The sequence below is a fragment of the Roseixanthobacter liquoris genome (assembly GCF_043195135.2).
Lineage (GTDB): Bacteria > Pseudomonadota > Alphaproteobacteria > Rhizobiales > Xanthobacteraceae > NCEH01.
This window is the reverse complement of sequence record NZ_CM195537.1, coordinates 3,878,416-3,893,856: the sequence shown is the minus strand read 5'-3', so window position 1 is coordinate 3,893,856 and position 15,441 is coordinate 3,878,416. Positions and strand designations below refer to the sequence as shown.

Annotated in this window: 17 protein-coding genes and 1 tRNA gene; 5 read left to right on the top strand and 13 right to left on the bottom strand. The window is 67.6% G+C overall.

Annotated features, from left to right (window positions below):
- Positions 1 to 31: 31 nt before the first annotated feature.
- The 7 genes from V5F84_RS17635 to V5F84_RS17605 form a co-directional block, all read right to left on the bottom strand.
- A complete protein-coding gene (locus V5F84_RS17635) occupies positions 32 to 838 on the bottom strand; it encodes a shikimate dehydrogenase family protein (RefSeq protein WP_394041420.1) in 807 nt (268 codons plus the stop codon).
- Positions 835 to 2,409 carry an aldehyde dehydrogenase (NADP(+)) gene (locus tag V5F84_RS17630; protein WP_394041419.1) on the bottom strand — a complete coding sequence of 525 codons (1,575 nt, stop codon included), beginning with the start codon at positions 2,407 to 2,409 and terminating at the stop codon, positions 835 to 837. The genes V5F84_RS17635 and V5F84_RS17630 overlap by 4 nt, the downstream gene beginning before the upstream one ends.
- Positions 2,410 to 2,495: 86 nt before the next feature.
- Positions 2,496 to 3,422 carry a dihydrodipicolinate synthase family protein gene (locus V5F84_RS17625; protein WP_394041418.1) on the bottom strand — a complete coding sequence of 309 codons (927 nt, stop codon included), beginning with the start codon at positions 3,420 to 3,422 and terminating at the stop codon, positions 2,496 to 2,498.
- A 69-nt stretch (positions 3,423 to 3,491) separates the two neighbouring features.
- Positions 3,492 to 4,295, bottom strand: a complete 804-nt coding sequence (locus V5F84_RS17620; protein WP_394041417.1) for a transporter substrate-binding domain-containing protein — start codon at positions 4,293 to 4,295, stop codon at positions 3,492 to 3,494.
- 49 nt (positions 4,296 to 4,344) lie between these two features.
- Complete coding sequence (locus tag V5F84_RS17615) at positions 4,345 to 5,085, bottom strand: amino acid ABC transporter ATP-binding protein (protein WP_394041416.1); 741 nt, start codon at positions 5,083 to 5,085, stop codon at positions 4,345 to 4,347.
- A 66-nt stretch (positions 5,086 to 5,151) separates the two neighbouring features.
- Positions 5,152 to 5,796, bottom strand: a complete 645-nt coding sequence (locus V5F84_RS17610; protein WP_394041415.1) for an amino acid ABC transporter permease — start codon at positions 5,794 to 5,796, stop codon at positions 5,152 to 5,154.
- Positions 5,797 to 5,803: 7 nt separating this feature from the next.
- Positions 5,804 to 6,487, bottom strand: a complete 684-nt coding sequence (locus V5F84_RS17605; protein ID WP_394041414.1) for an amino acid ABC transporter permease — start codon at positions 6,485 to 6,487, stop codon at positions 5,804 to 5,806.
- A gap of 238 nt (positions 6,488 to 6,725) precedes the next feature.
- Between V5F84_RS17605 and V5F84_RS17600 the strand changes: the two genes are divergently transcribed.
- The 3 genes from V5F84_RS17600 (at position 6,726) to ydiK (ending at position 10,490) form a co-directional block, all read left to right on the top strand.
- On the top strand, positions 6,726 to 8,270 hold the full coding sequence (locus tag V5F84_RS17600; protein ID WP_394041413.1) for a D-arabinonate dehydratase: 1,545 nt from the start codon (positions 6,726 to 6,728) through the stop codon (positions 8,268 to 8,270).
- Entirely contained in the window at positions 8,246 to 9,259 is a 1,014-nt protein-coding gene (locus tag V5F84_RS17595; protein ID WP_394041412.1) for a GntR family transcriptional regulator, read from the top strand. The genes V5F84_RS17600 and V5F84_RS17595 overlap by 25 nt, the downstream gene beginning before the upstream one ends.
- Positions 9,260 to 9,416: 157 nt before the next feature.
- Complete coding sequence (gene ydiK / locus V5F84_RS17590) at positions 9,417 to 10,490, top strand: AI-2E family transporter YdiK (RefSeq protein WP_394041411.1); 1,074 nt, start codon at positions 9,417 to 9,419, stop codon at positions 10,488 to 10,490.
- 366 nt (positions 10,491 to 10,856) lie between these two features.
- Here the strand turns inward: ydiK and V5F84_RS17585 are convergent.
- The 3 genes from V5F84_RS17585 to V5F84_RS17575 form a co-directional block, all read right to left on the bottom strand.
- A tRNA-Ala gene (locus V5F84_RS17585) sits at positions 10,857 to 10,932 on the bottom strand.
- A gap of 148 nt (positions 10,933 to 11,080) precedes the next feature.
- On the bottom strand, positions 11,081 to 11,773 hold the full coding sequence (locus V5F84_RS17580) for an AAA family ATPase (protein ID WP_394041410.1): 693 nt from the start codon (positions 11,771 to 11,773) through the stop codon (positions 11,081 to 11,083).
- A gap of 103 nt (positions 11,774 to 11,876) precedes the next feature.
- Positions 11,877 to 13,037, bottom strand: coding sequence for a glycosyltransferase family protein (locus V5F84_RS17575; protein WP_394041409.1), 1,161 nt, complete (start codon positions 13,035 to 13,037; stop codon positions 11,877 to 11,879).
- 239 nt (positions 13,038 to 13,276) lie between these two features.
- On the opposite strand from V5F84_RS17575, the gene V5F84_RS17570 reads away from it, so the two are divergent.
- Positions 13,277 to 13,543 carry a hypothetical protein gene (locus V5F84_RS17570; RefSeq protein WP_394041408.1) on the top strand — a complete coding sequence of 89 codons (267 nt, stop codon included), beginning with the start codon at positions 13,277 to 13,279 and terminating at the stop codon, positions 13,541 to 13,543.
- Between the two features lie 6 nt (positions 13,544 to 13,549).
- Here the strand turns inward: V5F84_RS17570 and V5F84_RS17565 are convergent, their stop codons facing one another.
- Both V5F84_RS17565 and V5F84_RS17560 read right to left on the bottom strand, forming a co-directional pair.
- A complete protein-coding gene (locus tag V5F84_RS17565; RefSeq protein ID WP_394041407.1) occupies positions 13,550 to 13,918 on the bottom strand; it encodes a UCP034077 family protein in 369 nt (122 codons plus the stop codon).
- 123 nt (positions 13,919 to 14,041) lie between these two features.
- Positions 14,042 to 14,287, bottom strand: a complete 246-nt coding sequence (locus V5F84_RS17560) for a hypothetical protein (RefSeq protein ID WP_394041406.1) — start codon at positions 14,285 to 14,287, stop codon at positions 14,042 to 14,044.
- Positions 14,288 to 14,550: 263 nt separating this feature from the next.
- Here V5F84_RS17560 and V5F84_RS17555 point away from each other — a divergent pair, with 263 nt between their 5' ends.
- Complete coding sequence (locus V5F84_RS17555) at positions 14,551 to 15,156, top strand: glycosyltransferase (RefSeq protein WP_394041405.1); 606 nt, start codon at positions 14,551 to 14,553, stop codon at positions 15,154 to 15,156.
- Between the two features lie 41 nt (positions 15,157 to 15,197).
- On the opposite strand, the gene V5F84_RS17550 is transcribed toward V5F84_RS17555, so the two are convergent.
- A complete protein-coding gene (locus tag V5F84_RS17550) occupies positions 15,198 to 15,404 on the bottom strand; it encodes a DUF1127 domain-containing protein (protein ID WP_394041404.1) in 207 nt (68 codons plus the stop codon).
- Positions 15,405 to 15,441 lie beyond the last annotated feature (37 nt).

Genomic DNA, 15,441 nt, shown 5'->3' with positions numbered 1-15,441 from the left:
GCGGCAGGCCCGGGGTGCGGCGGGCAGGGGGCTAGATGCCGAAGAAGTCCGCCATCAGTTCGAGCTGGTGTTCCAGCATGGGCCGGCCGAGATGAATGCGGCAGCCGGCTTCGCGCGCCCGGGCGAGAAGCGGCGTGATTTCCGGCTCCATGATGATTTCCGCCACCACCATGGAGGCGTCGAGCCGCGTGGCGTCGAGCGGCAGCGGATCGTCCGGCTTCATGCCGAGCGAGGTGCCGTTCACGACGATGTCGTGGCCGGACGGGTCTTCGCCGCCGGCGGAAATCGACACGCCCGGATGGACGACGGCGATCCGATCGCACAGATCCTGCGCCTTGGCGCGGGTGCGGTTGGCGATGGTGAGGTGCGAGATGCCCGACGCCGCGAGGGCAAAGGCGATGGCGCTCGCCGCGCCACCGGCACCGGCGAGATAGATCCGCCGGCCCTCCAGCGCCACGCCCGCGCCGAGAAGTCCGGCCACGAAGCCGGCCCCGTCCAGCATGTCGCCGTGCAGGCGGTTGTCGGCGGTGCGGTGGATGACGTTCACCGCGCCCATGGCCCGTGCACGAGCGCTCACTTCGTCGCAATGGGCCACCATCGCCGCCTTGTGGGGCACGGTGATGATGGCCCCGTCGAAGCTCTTGAGCGTGCGAAGACTGCTGGCGAAGGCGGCCAGATGCTCCGGCGCGACCTGGAACGGCACCATCACCGCATCGCGGCCGCGCCGCTCGCAGATGGCGTTGATGCCGGGCGGCGCCTTCACGTGGGCGATGGGGTCGGCGAGGATGCCGAGCACCCGCGTGTGGCCCGTGATCTGCGTGATGCTGCGCGCGCTCATGCCTGGAGCTTCCCATCCAGCCGCTTGGGCAGGCCGGGAGCGCCCGCGCCCTTCAGCTCCGGCGGCAGCAGCGCGTCGGGCAGGTCCTGATAGCTCACCGGCCGCAGGAAGCGGGCGATGGCGAGCGTTCCGACCGAGGTGGAGCGGCCATCCGCCGTGGCCGGGAAGGGCCCGCCATGAACCATGGCGTGCGCCACCTCGACGCCTGTGCCGAAGCCGTTGACGAGGATGCGCCCTACCTTGCGCTCCAGCATGGGCACGAGTTCGCGTGCGGCTGGATAATCCGCCTCGTCGATGTGCAGGGCGGCGGTGAGCTGGCCTTCCAGGCTCTCCAGCACGCGCGTCAATTCCTGGAGGTCCGCGCAGCGCACGACCAGGGAGGAGGCGCCGAACACTTCCTCGTGGAGGTCGGGATGGGCGAGGAACTCCGCCGCGCTGGTGGCGAACAGGGCGGGCCTTCCCTTCAGCGCGCCGTCCGCCTGGCCGCGGGCGACCTCCTGCACAGCGTCGTGCCCGGCAAGGGCCGCCACGCCGGAATTATAGGCGGCGAGGATGCCGGGCGTGAGCATGGTGGCCGAGGGGAGCCCGGTGATTGCGGTCGCGGCGGCCGCGAGGAAGGCATCGAGCCCCGGGCCCTCAAGCGCAAGCACCAGCCCGGGATTGGTGCAGAACTGCCCCGCCCCGAGGCTCAGCGCCGCCGAAAACGCTGCGCCGATCTGCGCGCCGCGTGCGGCGAGCGCCGCCGGAAACAGGATCACGGGATTGATGCTGCTCATCTCCGCATAGACCGGGATGGGCTCGGCGCGTTCCGCCGCGATCTTCATGAAGGCGGTGCCGCCGGCCCGCGAGCCGGTGAAGCCGACCGCCTTGACGCGATGGTCCGCCACCAGCCCCTGGCCGACCTTGCGGCCGCTGTCATAGAGCAGGGAGAACACGCCCTCCGGCAGGCCGCGGTCCGCCACCGCCTTCTGCACCGCCTTGCCGACCAGCTGGGAGGTGCCGGGATGGGCCGAATGCGCCTTCACGATCACCGGGCAACCGGCCGCGAACGCCGATGCGGTGTCGCCACCGGCCACCGAGAAAGCGAGGGGGAAATTGCTCGCCCCGAAGACCGCGACCGGGCCCAGAGGCACGTTGCGCAGGCGCAGGTCCGGGCGGGGCAGGGGCTTGCGTTCGGGCAGCGCCGGATCGATGCGCAGATCGAGGAAACCGCCGTCGCGCACCACCTGCGCGAACAGGCGCAGCTGGCCGACCGTGCGCCCGCGCTCGCCTTCCAGGCGCGGGCGCGGCAGGCCGGTCTCCTGCATGGCCCGTTCGATCAGCACGTCGCCGATATCGAGAATGTTCTGCGCGACAGCCTCAAGAAACAGGGCGCGCTCTTCCAGCGATACGGCGCGATAGGGGTCGAACGCAGCTTCCGCGAGGGCGCACGCGCGCTCCAGGTCGTCCAGCGCGGCGCCACCGAAGGCGGGGGCGAGCGGCAGGCCGCTCGCGGCTTCCACCGCTCGGACCTCGCCGACCGTGCCGGCCCGCGAGTCAGCGCCGATCAGCAGATCGGTCGTGATGGTCATGTGGGTCATCCTTCGTTGCGGCCGGTCGCTTTCGCCCGCGGATCGGCCTTGATCGCGTCCTGTGTCGGCGGCCTGCCGTCCTTGCGTCATTTGCCCCAGCGCAGCGCGAGGGGATCGAGCTCCCGCGCGATCTCCAGGAGCCCTTCGCGGGTTGCCGGATGCACCGGCTCCAGCGGATGGCGCACGGCGTCGGAAGAGATCACGCCGCCCTCCATCATGGCGATCTTCGCCGCGCGCAGGCCGCACTGGCGGTTCTCGTAATTGATCAGCGGCAGCACGCGGGCATAGGCGGCGGCCGCCTCCGCGCGGCGGCCGGCCGCGTGGGCGTCGAGCACCGGGCGCAGCAGATCGGGCAGGAGCGCGCTCGACATCACGCCGGTGGCGCCCGCGTCGAGATCGGCCATCAGCGTGATGGCCTCCTCGCCGTCGAACGGCCCCTCGATGGCCTCGCCGCCGGCGGCGATGAGCGCGCGCAGCTTGGCGGCGGTGCCCGCCACCTCGATCTTGAAATAGCGCACCAGCGGCAGTTCGCGGGCGAGCCGCACCATGAAGGGCACGGACAGCGACACGCCGCTCAGCGGGGCGTCCTGGAGCATCACCGGGATGCCGGCGGCGTCCGCCACGCGGGCGAAATGATCGAAGATGGCCTGCTCGTCCAGGCGGATGCCGGCGCCGTGATAGGGCGGCATCAGCATGATGAGGCTGGCGCCCGCGGCGCGCGCATGGGCGGCGCGCTCGGCGGCGACGCGGGTGGAGAAGTGCGAGCAGGTCACCATCACCGGCACGCGCCCCGCCACATGGGCGAGCGACAGCTCGGTGAGGATGCGGCGCTCCTCGTCGGTCAAGAGAAACTGCTCGGAATAATTGGCGAGGATGCAAATGCCGTCCACGCCCTGGTCGATCATGCAGTCCAGCACGCGGCGCTGGCCTTCGGGATCAAGGTCGCCATTGGCGAGGAACGGGGTGGGCGCGACGGGGAACAGCCCGCGATAGGGCAGGGCGGCGGAGGTCATGGCGGCTCCTGAGGCACGGTACAAAGCCGAAGGGGCGCACGTCGCGCCCCTTCCATCATTGGCGAAACGTCATTCGGCCGGGAGATTCTCGGGCAGCGACTGGCCGAAATACTTCTTATAGATGTCGTTCAGCTTGCCGTTCTTGAGGTTGGCCGCGACCCATTCGTTCACGAAGGTCTTCAGCTCGGGATCGCTCTTGCGCAGGCCCACGGCCATGGGATAGGCGGCCATCTCGATCTTCACTTCCAGCTGCTTGCCCGGGTTCTGCTCGGCCACCGCATTGGCGGTCGAGAGGGCGGCGGCCAGAATGTCCTGCTGCCCGGTGGCGACCGCGGTGTTGGCGGTGGCTTCGTCCTCGTAGCGCACGATGTTGGCGGCGACCTTGGCGTCCTTGACGGTGCGCGTCAGCTCGATATCGGCGGTGGTGCCGCGGGCGACGGCGATGGACTTGCCCGCAAGGTCGGCCGGCCCCTTGATGACGGTCGACTTGGGGGCGGAGACCACCACCGGGATCACGCCGTAGGGGATGGAATAATCCACCACCTTCTTGCGCTCCGGCGTGATGGAGAAGGAGGCGATCACCAGGTCCACCTTGCCGGCCAGCAGCGAGGGCACGCGGTTCGCGCCCGAGACCGGCACCACTTCCAGCGGCACGCCGAGATCCTGCGCCAGGAGCCTGGCGGTCTCGACGTCCGAGCCGGTCTCCTTGGCCTGCGCGTCCAGCATGCCATAGGGCGGATGGCTGACGTCGATGGCCACCAGCAGCTTGCCGCGCTGCTTGATGCCGGCGGGCGTCTCGGCGTTGGCGGCCAGCGGGCCGGCCACCAGGGCGACGGCGAGCGCAAGCGTGCCGGCGATGCGGGTCATGGTCATGGTCGAAACTCCTCCGAATCTTGTTTTCTGGTGGCGTTGCAGGGGGGTATCACAGCCCGTTGCCGACGAACTGGCGCAGCTCGACGGTCTGGGGATTGGCCAGCATCTCGCCCTTGCCGCTCTCCCAGACCTTGCCCTGGTGCATGAACACCACGGCGTGGGCGACCGAGCGGGCGAAGGCCATTTCATGGGTGACGAGCATCATGGTCATGCCCCCTTTGGCGAGCCGTTCGATCACCTTCAGCACCTCGCCGGTCAGCTCGGGGTCGAGCGCGGAGGTGACCTCGTCGAACAGGATCAGCTTCGGGTGCATGGCCAGCGAACGGGCGATGGCGACACGCTGCTGCTGGCCGCCGGAGAGCTGCTCGGGATAGCTCTGCGCCTTGTCCGCCAGCCCCACCTGCGCCAGCACGTCGGCGGCGAGGTCGCGCGCCTCGCCCTTGCCGATGCGCTTCACCTTGCGGGGCGCCAGCGTGACGTTCTGTTCGACCGTCAGATGAGGGAACAGATTGTAGCTCTGGAACACGATGCCCACGTCCTGGCGCAGCTCGCGCAGGTCGACGGTGCCGCTGTGGAGCGCGCGCCCGCAGACGGTCAGTTCGCCCCCGTCCACCTTCTCCAGCCCGTTGACGCAGCGCAGCGCCGTGCTTTTTCCGGAGCCGCTGCGGCCGATCAGGGCCACCACCTCCCCCGGTGCGACGTCGAGGTTGATGCCCTTCAGCACGGCCAGAGAGCCGAAATTCTTGCGCACGTCGCGGAAGCGCACGAGGGGCGCAGCGGGGCTGGTCATGGGAGAGCTCTCATGCGAAGCGGCGGAAGGGGCGGGGGCTTTCAAATGCAGGTTCATGCCGTCTCCTCAGCCGCGGTGCAGCCGCCGCTCGAACCGGCTCGCCAGCAGCGACATGGGAAAGCAGATGGCGAAATAGATCAGAGCGGCGATGGTGAAGACGGTGAAGGGCTTGAAGGTGGAATTGTTGATCACCTTGGCCGAATAGGTGAGGTCGAAGAAATTGATCACCACCGAATAGGAGGTGTTCTTCACGATCTGCACCAGGAAGCCGACCGTCGGCGGCACCGCGATGCGCAGCGCCTGGGGCAGGATCACGAATATGAAGCGCTGGGTGGAGGTGAGCGCCAGGCATTCGCCCGCCTCCCACTGGGTCCGCGGCACGGCGAGGATGCAGCCCTTCCAGATCTCGCCGAGATAGGCGCCTGCATAGAGCGTCATGGCAACGCCCGCCGCCACCAGCGCCGGCACGTCGAAGCCGCCGATGCTGATGCCGAAATAGACCACGAACATGATGACCGGCAGCGGGATGCCCTGCACCACCTGCACCAGCACACCGGAGAGCGCCCGCGCGAGCTTGCTGTGGGAGGAGCGCGCCAGGGCGACGGGCAGGCCGAGCAGCGTGCCGCCGACGAAGCCGAGCAGCGAGAGCACGATGGTCCAGCCCGCGCCGCGGAAGAGATAAAAGATCTGCTCGATGGTCAGTCCCAGCATCAGAGCCTCACAGCGGGGTGCCGAGCCGGCGGCGCCGGGGGAAGGAGACCTGGGCCACGCCGAGCAGCGTGAGGCGCAGGAGCGAGGCCATGACGAGATAGATGACGGCGATCACGAGATAGACCTCGAAACCGCGGAAGGTGAAGGACTGGATCATGTAGGCAACCCCGGTCAGCTCCTCCGCCGAGATCTGCGACATGATCGAGGTGGCGAGCATCATCAGCACGAACTGGCTGACGAGGGCGGGATAGACGCGCTCCACCGCCTGGGGCAGCTGCACCGACCACAAGGCCTGGCTCGGTTTCAGCGCGAGACAGGAGGCGGCCTCGATCTGGCCCTTGGGAATGCTCATGAAGCCGGCGCGCATGATCTCGGCGGTATAGGCGCCGACATTGATGACGAGGGCGATCACCGCCGCCGGAAACGGGCCGATCCTCACCTGGAGCACGGACAGGCCGAAGAACAGCCAGAACACCTGGATGATCAGCGGCGTGTTGCGGATGCCCTCCACATAGATCACCACCGCCCGCCGCGCCCAGGGCGGCCCATACAGGCGGCCGACCGCGCAAAGCGTTCCGAGGGCGAAGCCTGGAAGGATGGAAGCGGTCGTCATTCCCACAGTCAGCCAGATGCCGTGCCACAGGTCTGGCAAATATTCATCCAGGAATGAGAAATCGAATTCGTAGGACAAGGCAAAAACCCGCGTCTTCAGAAGCGAAATTCATCGCATTCGATAAATATATAATTTCGATATGACGATGCGTAACCATCCCGCCTCCGACGTGTGTTGCGGAGATGGAATTTTCTCGTGTTATATCAGGGTCATAAGCGCTATTCCCCGCCTAAATTATTATCATTTTTCTATTGACTGGACGAGATCTAACATGATTGATTGATGCACGCAATAATCATTTTTAGTGGACGATTCCATGCTGACGACGCTCGCGGCCTCCCCGGTGATCCAGCTGAACGCGCGGGACAATGTGGCTGTGGCCAGATCCGCCATCCCCGCGGGCACGCCGGTGCAAATGGAGGGGAGCGCCCTTGTCGCGCTGGCCGAGATTCCCAGCGGCCACAAGATGGCGATCCGCGCCATCGCGGCGGGCGAGCCGGTGCTGAAATATGGCCAGGTGATCGGCATTGCCGGCGCCGACATCGCCCCCGGCGCCCACGTGCACCTGCACAACCTCGCCATGCAGGAGAGCGGGGTCGACCATCATTTCGCCGAGGACGCCCGCCCGACCCCGCTGCTGCCCGAAGGCCAGCGCCGCACTTTCGAAGGCTATGTGCGCGCCGACGGGCAGGTGGGCACGCGCAATTACATCGGCATCGTCAGCTCGGTGAACTGCTCGGCCACGGTGGCGCGCGCGATCGCCGACGGGTTCAATCGCGGCGGCGGCCTGGACGGGTTCGAGAACGTGGACGGCGTGGTGGCGCTGACCCACGGCACCGGCTGCGCCATCAACACCAAGACCGAAGGCTATGCCTATCTCACCCGGGTGCTGAGCGGCTATGCGAAGAACCCCAACTTCGCCGGCATCCTCATGATTGGGCTCGGCTGCGAGACCAATCAGATCGACCCCATCGTGAAGAAGTACGGGCTTGAGGAAGGCCCGTTCCTGCGCACCATGACCATCCAGCACCTGGGCGGCACCCGAAAGACCGTGGAAGTCGCCTCCGGCATCATCCGCGAGATGCTGCCCGCGGTGAATGCCGCCAAGCGCACCACCGTGCCGCTCTCCGGCCTCAAGGTCGCCCTGCAATGCGGCGGGTCGGACGGCTATTCGGGCATTTCAGCCAATCCGGCGCTGGGCCATGCGGCGGACCTGGTGGTGCAACACGGCGGCACCGCGGTGCTGAGCGAGACGCCGGAGATCTATGGCGCCGAGCATCTCCTCACCCGCCGGGCGGTGACCCCCGCGGTGGCGCAGAAGCTCGTGGACCGCATCGAATGGTGGCGCCGCTACACCGAGCGCAACGAGGCGGAGCTGAACAACAACCCCTCCCACGGCAACAAGGCGGGCGGGCTCACCACGATCCTGGAAAAATCGCTGGGGGCGGTGGCCAAGGGCGGCACCATGCCGCTCGAAGCGGTCTATGAATATGCCGAGATCATCGACCGCACGGGCTTTGTGTTCATGGATACGCCCGGCTACGATCCGGTTGCCGTCACGGGCCAGGTGGCGGGGGGCTGCAACGTCATCGTCTTCACCACCGGCCGGGGCTCGGTCTCCGGCTTCAAGCCGGCCCCCTGCATCAAGGTCGCGACCAACAACGAGATGTATGAGCACATGCAGGAGGACATGGACGTCAATTGCGGCGGCATCGTCACCGGGGAGGACACCATCGAGGCGGCGGGCGAGCGGATCTTCGAGACGATCCTCTCCATCGCCTCGGGGGCGCATACGCTCAGCGAGGATTACGGCTTCGGCGACAACGAATTCGTGCCATGGCAAATCGGCGCGGTCACCTGAACCGCGGCAAGGAGGCGCCGGTCGTCGACCGGACGCCCGCCTATGCGCTGATCGCGGAGCAATTGCGCCGCTCCATCTGCGGCGGCTCCCTTCCGCAGGGCACGGTCTTGCTGGAAGGGCCGCTCGCGGCCCTGTTCGGCTCCAGCCGCTCGCCGGTGAAGCAGGCTTTGTCCGAACTTGAAGGCGAGGGGCTGCTCAGCCGGTTCGAGGGGCGCGGCCTCCTGGTCGGGTCCACCGAGACGCCGCAGCGAGTCAAGATCACCTCGGCCATGCTCCAGATGCACGCCGAGCCACCGGCCGCCGCCAAGTCCTTCGCCTGGCAATCGCTTTATTACGATTTCGAGCGCGAGATCATCCTGCGCTCGGTGTTCGGACGTTTCCGCGTGAACGAACTGGCTTTGGCGCGCCATTTCGACGTGGGCCGCACCGTGGCGCGCGACCTGCTGATCCATGCGCGCGAGGTGGGGATCGTCTCCAAGGGCGAGAAATCCCATTGGTGGATCGTGCCTTTGGACGAAGCCCGCTTCCACGATCTCTATGAGCTGCGCATCCTGCTGGAGCCCGTGGCCCTGGAAAGCGCCATCGGCCGGATCCCGCCGGCGCAGCTCGATTCCGTCGAAGCCCGCCTGAAGGACGTCATCGCGCGGTTCCCGCAGGTGGACATCTCCGACCTCGACGTGCTGGAAGCCGATCTGCACATCGACTGCGTCGGCTATGGCCGCAATCCCGAACTCATCGAGGCGCTGCGGCGCACGCGCTGCATCCTGGTCTCCGGCAAGCATATCCAGGTGGCGCTGAAGCGTGCGACGCTGGTGGACCCCTTCATGGACGAGCACCTGGATATCGTGCGGGCCGTGCGGCGGGGCAGCGGGGCGGCGGCGAAGAAGGCGCTGGTGGCCCATCTGCGCGCCTCCAGCCAGAAGGCTGCCGAACGCCTCGCCGCCTTCCGCGCCTCTCAAAGCGTGCCGCACCTGCCCTATATCGCCTGACGCCGATATTGCCGCGCGCTGGGGCGCCGCGCGCGGCTTCCGACTGCGACGAGATCGGTCTCGAACCCTGGAGTGGGCAGGTGCGTGGACGCGGCCTTATGCGGAGCGTACACACACGAATGATTTTGGATGCGCGCAAGGCAGGGGGCTCGACCAAATGTTGCCGCAACAGCTGGATCTCCCCCGCGCGACACTCGCCGTGCTGTTCATCGTCGGGCTCATCGCCACCAGCTTTCTGGTTCTCCAGCCGTTCCTACCGGCGATCGTGTGGTCCACCACGCTGGTGATCGCCACCTGGCCGTTGATGCTGTGGGTCCAGAGCCACACCGGAAACCGCCGCGCGCTCGCCGTCCTGATCATGACCGTCGCGCTGTTGCTGGTGCTCATCATCCCGTTCTGGCTTGCGGTCGGCACGATCATCGCCAATCGGGACCAGCTGACCGATTTGGCCCGCGCCGCACTCTCCATACGGATTCCGGCCCCCCCGACCTGGCTTGCCGATGTGCCGCTGTTTGGAGAAACCGCCGCCCAGTTGTGGGGGCAAGTGACCTCTGCGGGGCTGGACGATCTCGCGCCGCGCTTGACGCCTTATGCCGGCGCCCTCACCCAATGGTTCGCATCCGCGGCCGGCGGTCTGGCCGGGATGTTCGTCCAGTTTCTGCTGACCACGGTGCTGGCCGCATGCCTTTACGCCCGGGGTGAAAAGGGCGCGGAGATCGCGCTCGGCTTTGGTCGCCGCCTGGGCGGTGATCGAGGGGGAATGGTGATCCTGCTGGTCGGCCGCGCCGTCCGCGGTGTTGCGCTCGGCGTGGTGGTGACGGCGCTGGCACAAAGCGCGCTCGGCGGCATTGCGCTGCTGGCGGTCGGGGTGCCGTTCGCGCCCGTTCTGACGGCGCTGATGTTCATGTTGTGTCTGATCCAGATCGGCCCCGGCCTGGTGCTCTTTCCGGCGGTGTTCTGGATGTATTACAGCGGGGCCACCATCGGCGCTTCGGTCCTCCTGGTCATGGCGGTGATCACCGTCACGATGGACAATTTCCTTCGCCCCTTTCTCATCAAGAAAGGCGCGGATTTGCCGATCCTTCTCATTTTCGGCGGTGTCGTCGGCGGCCTCATCTCCTTCGGAATGCTGGGGATCTTTCTTGGCCCCACGATCCTTGCTGTCGCCTATACCTTGCTCAACACGTGGATCTCGACCGACACTGAAACCAGGCCGGCCGAGAATATTTGATTCCAGCGGTTTGCCGATCAGCTTCATTCAAGCGGTTCGCACCCGGCTCTCGGCTCACGACCTGTTAATCGGGATTGAGATGTGATTCACGATCTATAGGAACGCCCATCGGCGCGCTTGTTCCCCGCATGCGCGGGGATGAACCGGCTGCAAAGCGCGGTCTCACGGATGATGTGGGGGGCGCTCACTTTCGGGAGAGAAGGAGAGCGAGACTCGGCGGGAGGGGTGGCTGAGATCCACCCTGTCGGGCAGACGTCCCCATACAGACACCGCGAGCCGAGCAATGCTGCGGGCGGTCAAAAGGTGAGGTTGAAATCGGGAAGCCTGAAGTTTTTCCAACAAAATCAATGACTTATACTAAGTCATTGGTGGAGCCGAGGGGAATCGAACCCCTGACCTCTGCAGTGCGATTGCAGCGCTCTCCCATCTGAGCTACGGCCCCGGTCGTTGGGAGGCGCCATTTAGAGTCGGGGGGCGGGGCCTGTCAAGCAGCTTGCCCGGCAATCCAATGGGGAAAACAGCGGCGGCCGCGAAACCTGCCCGCAAGCCCTACAGCGGCGGGCGCTTGCCGCCCTGCGCGGCCGGTGCGCTCAGCGGCCGCCGGGGGCGGAACGGGGACGCTCGGCGCCGCGGCCCATGCGACTCGGCCCCAGCAGCCGCAGGACCTGGTCGGCCATCGCGCGCATGTCGCGGTCCGCCACCGAGCCCGGCGCATAGGTGGACACCGCCTCGCCGGCGGTGAAGGAGCGGACGAAGTTCACGTCGGATGTCAGCGGCGAACTGACCGGCAGGCCGAACCCGGCGAGTTCCGGGCCGATGTGCTGGCCCTCCAGCGTGCCGGGATCGACCTTGGTGGGCACCACCAGCGCCTTGGGCCCGGGGCCGCGGAGCGTCGCCCGCACCTCGCCGAGGCGGCCCAGGGTCTGTTTCAACGAGCTGATATCGAGGCTTGAGGGCGCGCACGGCAGGATCAGCAGGTCCGACAATTCCACGCACACCTCGAAGGTGAGACCGAGTTCGCCGGGGCAATCGATGATGGCGAATTCGCCGCCGCTGCGAAACACGCCCTTGATCCAGGACACCATGTTGGCCCGGGTCAGAACATCGTTGCGCACGGTGAAGCGCAGCCGCCGCGGCAGCGCCCAGGCATAAGCGGAGCCCTGCGGGTCCGCATCGATGAGCGTGACGGAGCGCCCCAGGCGAACCAATTCCCCCGCCAGGTTGATCGCCGTGGTGGTCTTGCCGACGCCGCCTTTGCGCTGGACGACCGAAATTATCTGCATCTTGAGCCCGAATATCCCGCGCTGTCGCGTCCGCCCGGCCGGGGATCTCGACCGTCCCCTGTCCGCGTATCGGGCCGGGCGGGCAAACGCAAGCGCGCGCGCATCACAGGTGAATTTCGCTCGCCCGGACAATCTGCGGAACACTGCCGAACGGACCGCGACGCTGGAGTTCGGCCGCCTTTTCGAGCGCCGCCTGCGGAAACGAGGGCTCCTTCAGGCGCAGGAACGCATCCTGCACGTTCTTGGCGGTGAAATTGACCGCCATGGAGACGGCGCCGCCCCATCCGCCGATCAGGCCGCAATTGATCCGCTGCTCCAGCTGGCGCGGCACGATCAGCTGCGGGCGCCCCACCGCGAGCCCCACTTCCAGCGTGCCGAGCCCGCCGTGATGCACCAGCACCCCGGCCGCAGCGATGGCGACGGGCAGGTCCTGGGGGGTGTCGTGAAGGCGCACGCCCTGGCGCGCGAGGGCTGCGCGCTCCTGGGCGGAGGCGTCGCGCAGATAGGCGCTGCCGGTCGGGTCGATCTGGGAGAGGGTGGCGAGCAGGGTCGGCGTGCTGGGGTGGGACAGGCTCAGATAGGCGAACCAGCCGCAGGTGGCGGGCGCCTCGGCGGGGGCGGGCAGGGGTTGAAGCGGGCCCACGCCGACGCCCGGCGCCCGGCGCCCGGCATAGCTGTCGAGTTCCGGCAGCGTGATGATGAAGGGCTGGGCGTGGTGCAGGATGCCGGGCAGGGTCTCGGGCGCGGGACGTCCGCGCCGCCGCTGCACCGTCCGCACATGGGCCAGCAGGTCCTCTTCCTTCAGGCTCGGCTTGCGGTGGGCCAGGGGGTCGAAGGTGGGCCGGTCCGCCGGCGGCAGGGTGAAGCCATCCCCGAGGACGATCACCGGGATCGCGCCGGAGACGGCGAGGCACAGCAGCGGGCAATAATCGCCGATCACCAGATCGGGGCGAATCATGTCGAGCACCTGGTCCCAGCCGCGCAGCAGGGCTTCCAGCCGCGTCGGCTCGTTGAACCCGACCAGGCCGAGAATATCGCCATAGGCCCCGACGCTGAACGGCAGCCGCCCCTGCGGCAGCACGGCATAGGGCGCCTGGATCAGCGTGAAGCCTTGGTCCGCCAGGCGCAGGGCGGCAAGCCCGAGGTCGCGCACCGCGAATATGCACTCATGCCCGCGCTTCGTGAGTTCCTGGGCGACCGGCAGCAGACGCGAGACATGGCCGAGGCCTTCCCCGAGTTCCCAAGCGAATAGCACCCGGCCCATTCAGTCTTCCCCGTATTGATGCTGCCCCCTCCATACGGGAGAACCGCGGGAAGGTCTTGTGCGGAAAGCGCGGAGCCGCCAAAAGGCGTGGCGCGGACCCGCGCCGCGCGCGGTTCCTGCGGGCCTCGGGACGGATCGGCAGCGGCGCGTTGTGCGTTGCATGCAGACCCCTATGATGGGGCTGTCGGCAGCGAGGGCGGTGGTTCGGGCGCCGCGCATCGAATCAGGAGACACCAGCCATGGCCACGGGAGTGAAGGACGTATTCGAAGGCATTCGCGAGGTGCTGGAAAAGCGCAAGGCGACGCGGCAGGATCAAAATGCCGTGGAGCGGATCGCGACCGCCCTCGAGGTTCTCGCCGACGAGACGTCGATCATCCGGACCGAGCTTGCCTTGATCCGCATGGCGAATTTGCAGCGGGTGCCGAAAGCCGCCCCGCCGCAGAAGGCCGCGCCGATCCGGGTGCCGGCGGAACCGGCCGCCAAGGACGGCGCCGGCGAGGACTAAGCGCCGTCAGGTGCGCGCCTCGCCGGAGGCGAACCGCAAGGTGAGGACGCGTGATGCGACCACCCGGCCCAGTTCCTCGCTCATGCGGATCGGCGTGCACTGGCTGAGCGCCAGGATCGCGGCGGCGACGAAGGCGCGCTGGGTCTCCGCATCGCCGGTGAGCACCGAATAGGTGGCGAGCGGCTTGCCGCGCACTTCCCCCTTGGCGGTCAGGCCGAAGCGCAGGGTGATCTCCGATCCGGACGTGCCCGGCGGGGGTCTCCAGCAGGCATAAAGCGCCTGGGACAATTGCGCGATGGTCTCCACGGGCACCGCATTCACCGGCGGCCGGCTCGCCTCCCCGGCCCGGCTGCTGCCGGGCGGAAGGGCGAACACGGCACTGCATGCGACGGCACAGAGAGCGGCGATGCGCCTCGGGGCCGTCCGCCGCCCGGCGCGGGGGGAAGCGGGGGTGTGCGCGCGCAGCGTGTCCATGGCTGATGCCTTGCCTCTGTCGGGTCAGTCGGGCCGGGTCTTGTTTTCGATATGGTTGGCGACCTCGAGCAAGGCATCGGCGAGCGCGCGCAGCTGCGCCGGATCGAGCGAGATCTGCACCGCCGGCAGGGGCTGGTCCGGCGCGCGGGGCACGCCCACTTCCAGCCGCAGGCCGCCGGCGCGCCCGTCGAAGATCGCCGTGGTGAAGGCTTGCAGCGGCCACACCTTCAGCCGTCCGGCGGCGTCCTTGTCCCAGTCTTCGAATGTCATGGCGGAATTCATGGGGCTATGGCTCTTGCGGCCGGTCGCGCAGGGCGATCCGGCGAGTTTCACGCGCACCGCCTGAAGCGATGGACCTGCGCCGTTCTAGAGCAAGGCGCGCGCGAGGTGAACTCCCGGCCTCGGCGCGGCGGACAGGCCGGGGCAAGGCCGTGCCTTCAAGGTTTGCTGCACTTAGTTTAAGCAAGATGCGCCATCGACTGGATTGAATGGCGACGGTATAGCTGTGTTGAGGGAACGGGAGCCGCGCCAGATTGATTTCCGTTATCATTCCCACCAAGAATTCCGAACGCCAGCTTGTGCTTGTGCTCGCGGCGCTGGTTCAGGGCGTGACGGCCGGTGTCTTGCGCGACGTTATTCTCGCGGACGCCGATTCAACGGACGATACGGCGGCGATCGCGGACGCTGCCGGTTGCACGCTGTTTTCCTCCATGCACGACATGGGCATGCGGCTGCGGCAGGGCGTGGCGCTGGCGCGCGGGCGCTGGCTGCTGTTCCTGCAACCCAATTCGATTCTGGAGGAAGGCTGGCCGCGCGAAGTCGCGACCTTCCTGGAAACGGTCGAGCGGCGCGGGCTGGGCGACCGGACGGTGGCGACCTTCCGCCTCTCGGTCGATGGCTATGGCTTCAAGCCGCGGTTCGGCGAGGCGGTGGCGGCGGCGCGGCTGGCGCTGCTCGGCCTTCCGCAGGCCGGGCAGGGGCTGCTGATCTCGCGCAAGCATTATGAGCGGCTCGGGGGACATCCCTCGGGCGTGGCGCCGCAGAAGCGCTTGTTCTCCCGCATCGGGCGGCGCCGCATCCATGTGCTGCGCGCCCATGTGCTGCTGCCGGAGAAGGCGCAGCGCGGCGTCGTGGAATAACCGATCCCGCCGGCGCCGGACGCCGGCCGGGCGTCGACGGCTCAGAAGCCGTTGGCGACCGCCTGGGGAATGGTTTCGCGGGTCAGGCCCTGGTGGGCGAGTTCGCTGTCGGACATGCGGCTCAGGCGCTCGTAGCGATCCGCCATCACGCGGGCCTCACGCACGGCCGCGAAGAATTCGGAGACCTGGGCGGTGAAACGGCCGAACAGGGTGGTCTCGCGAAACGGGTGGGCAGTGATCGTGGTCATGATCGTTCTCCATCAACGCTCCTTACATAGGGGAAGT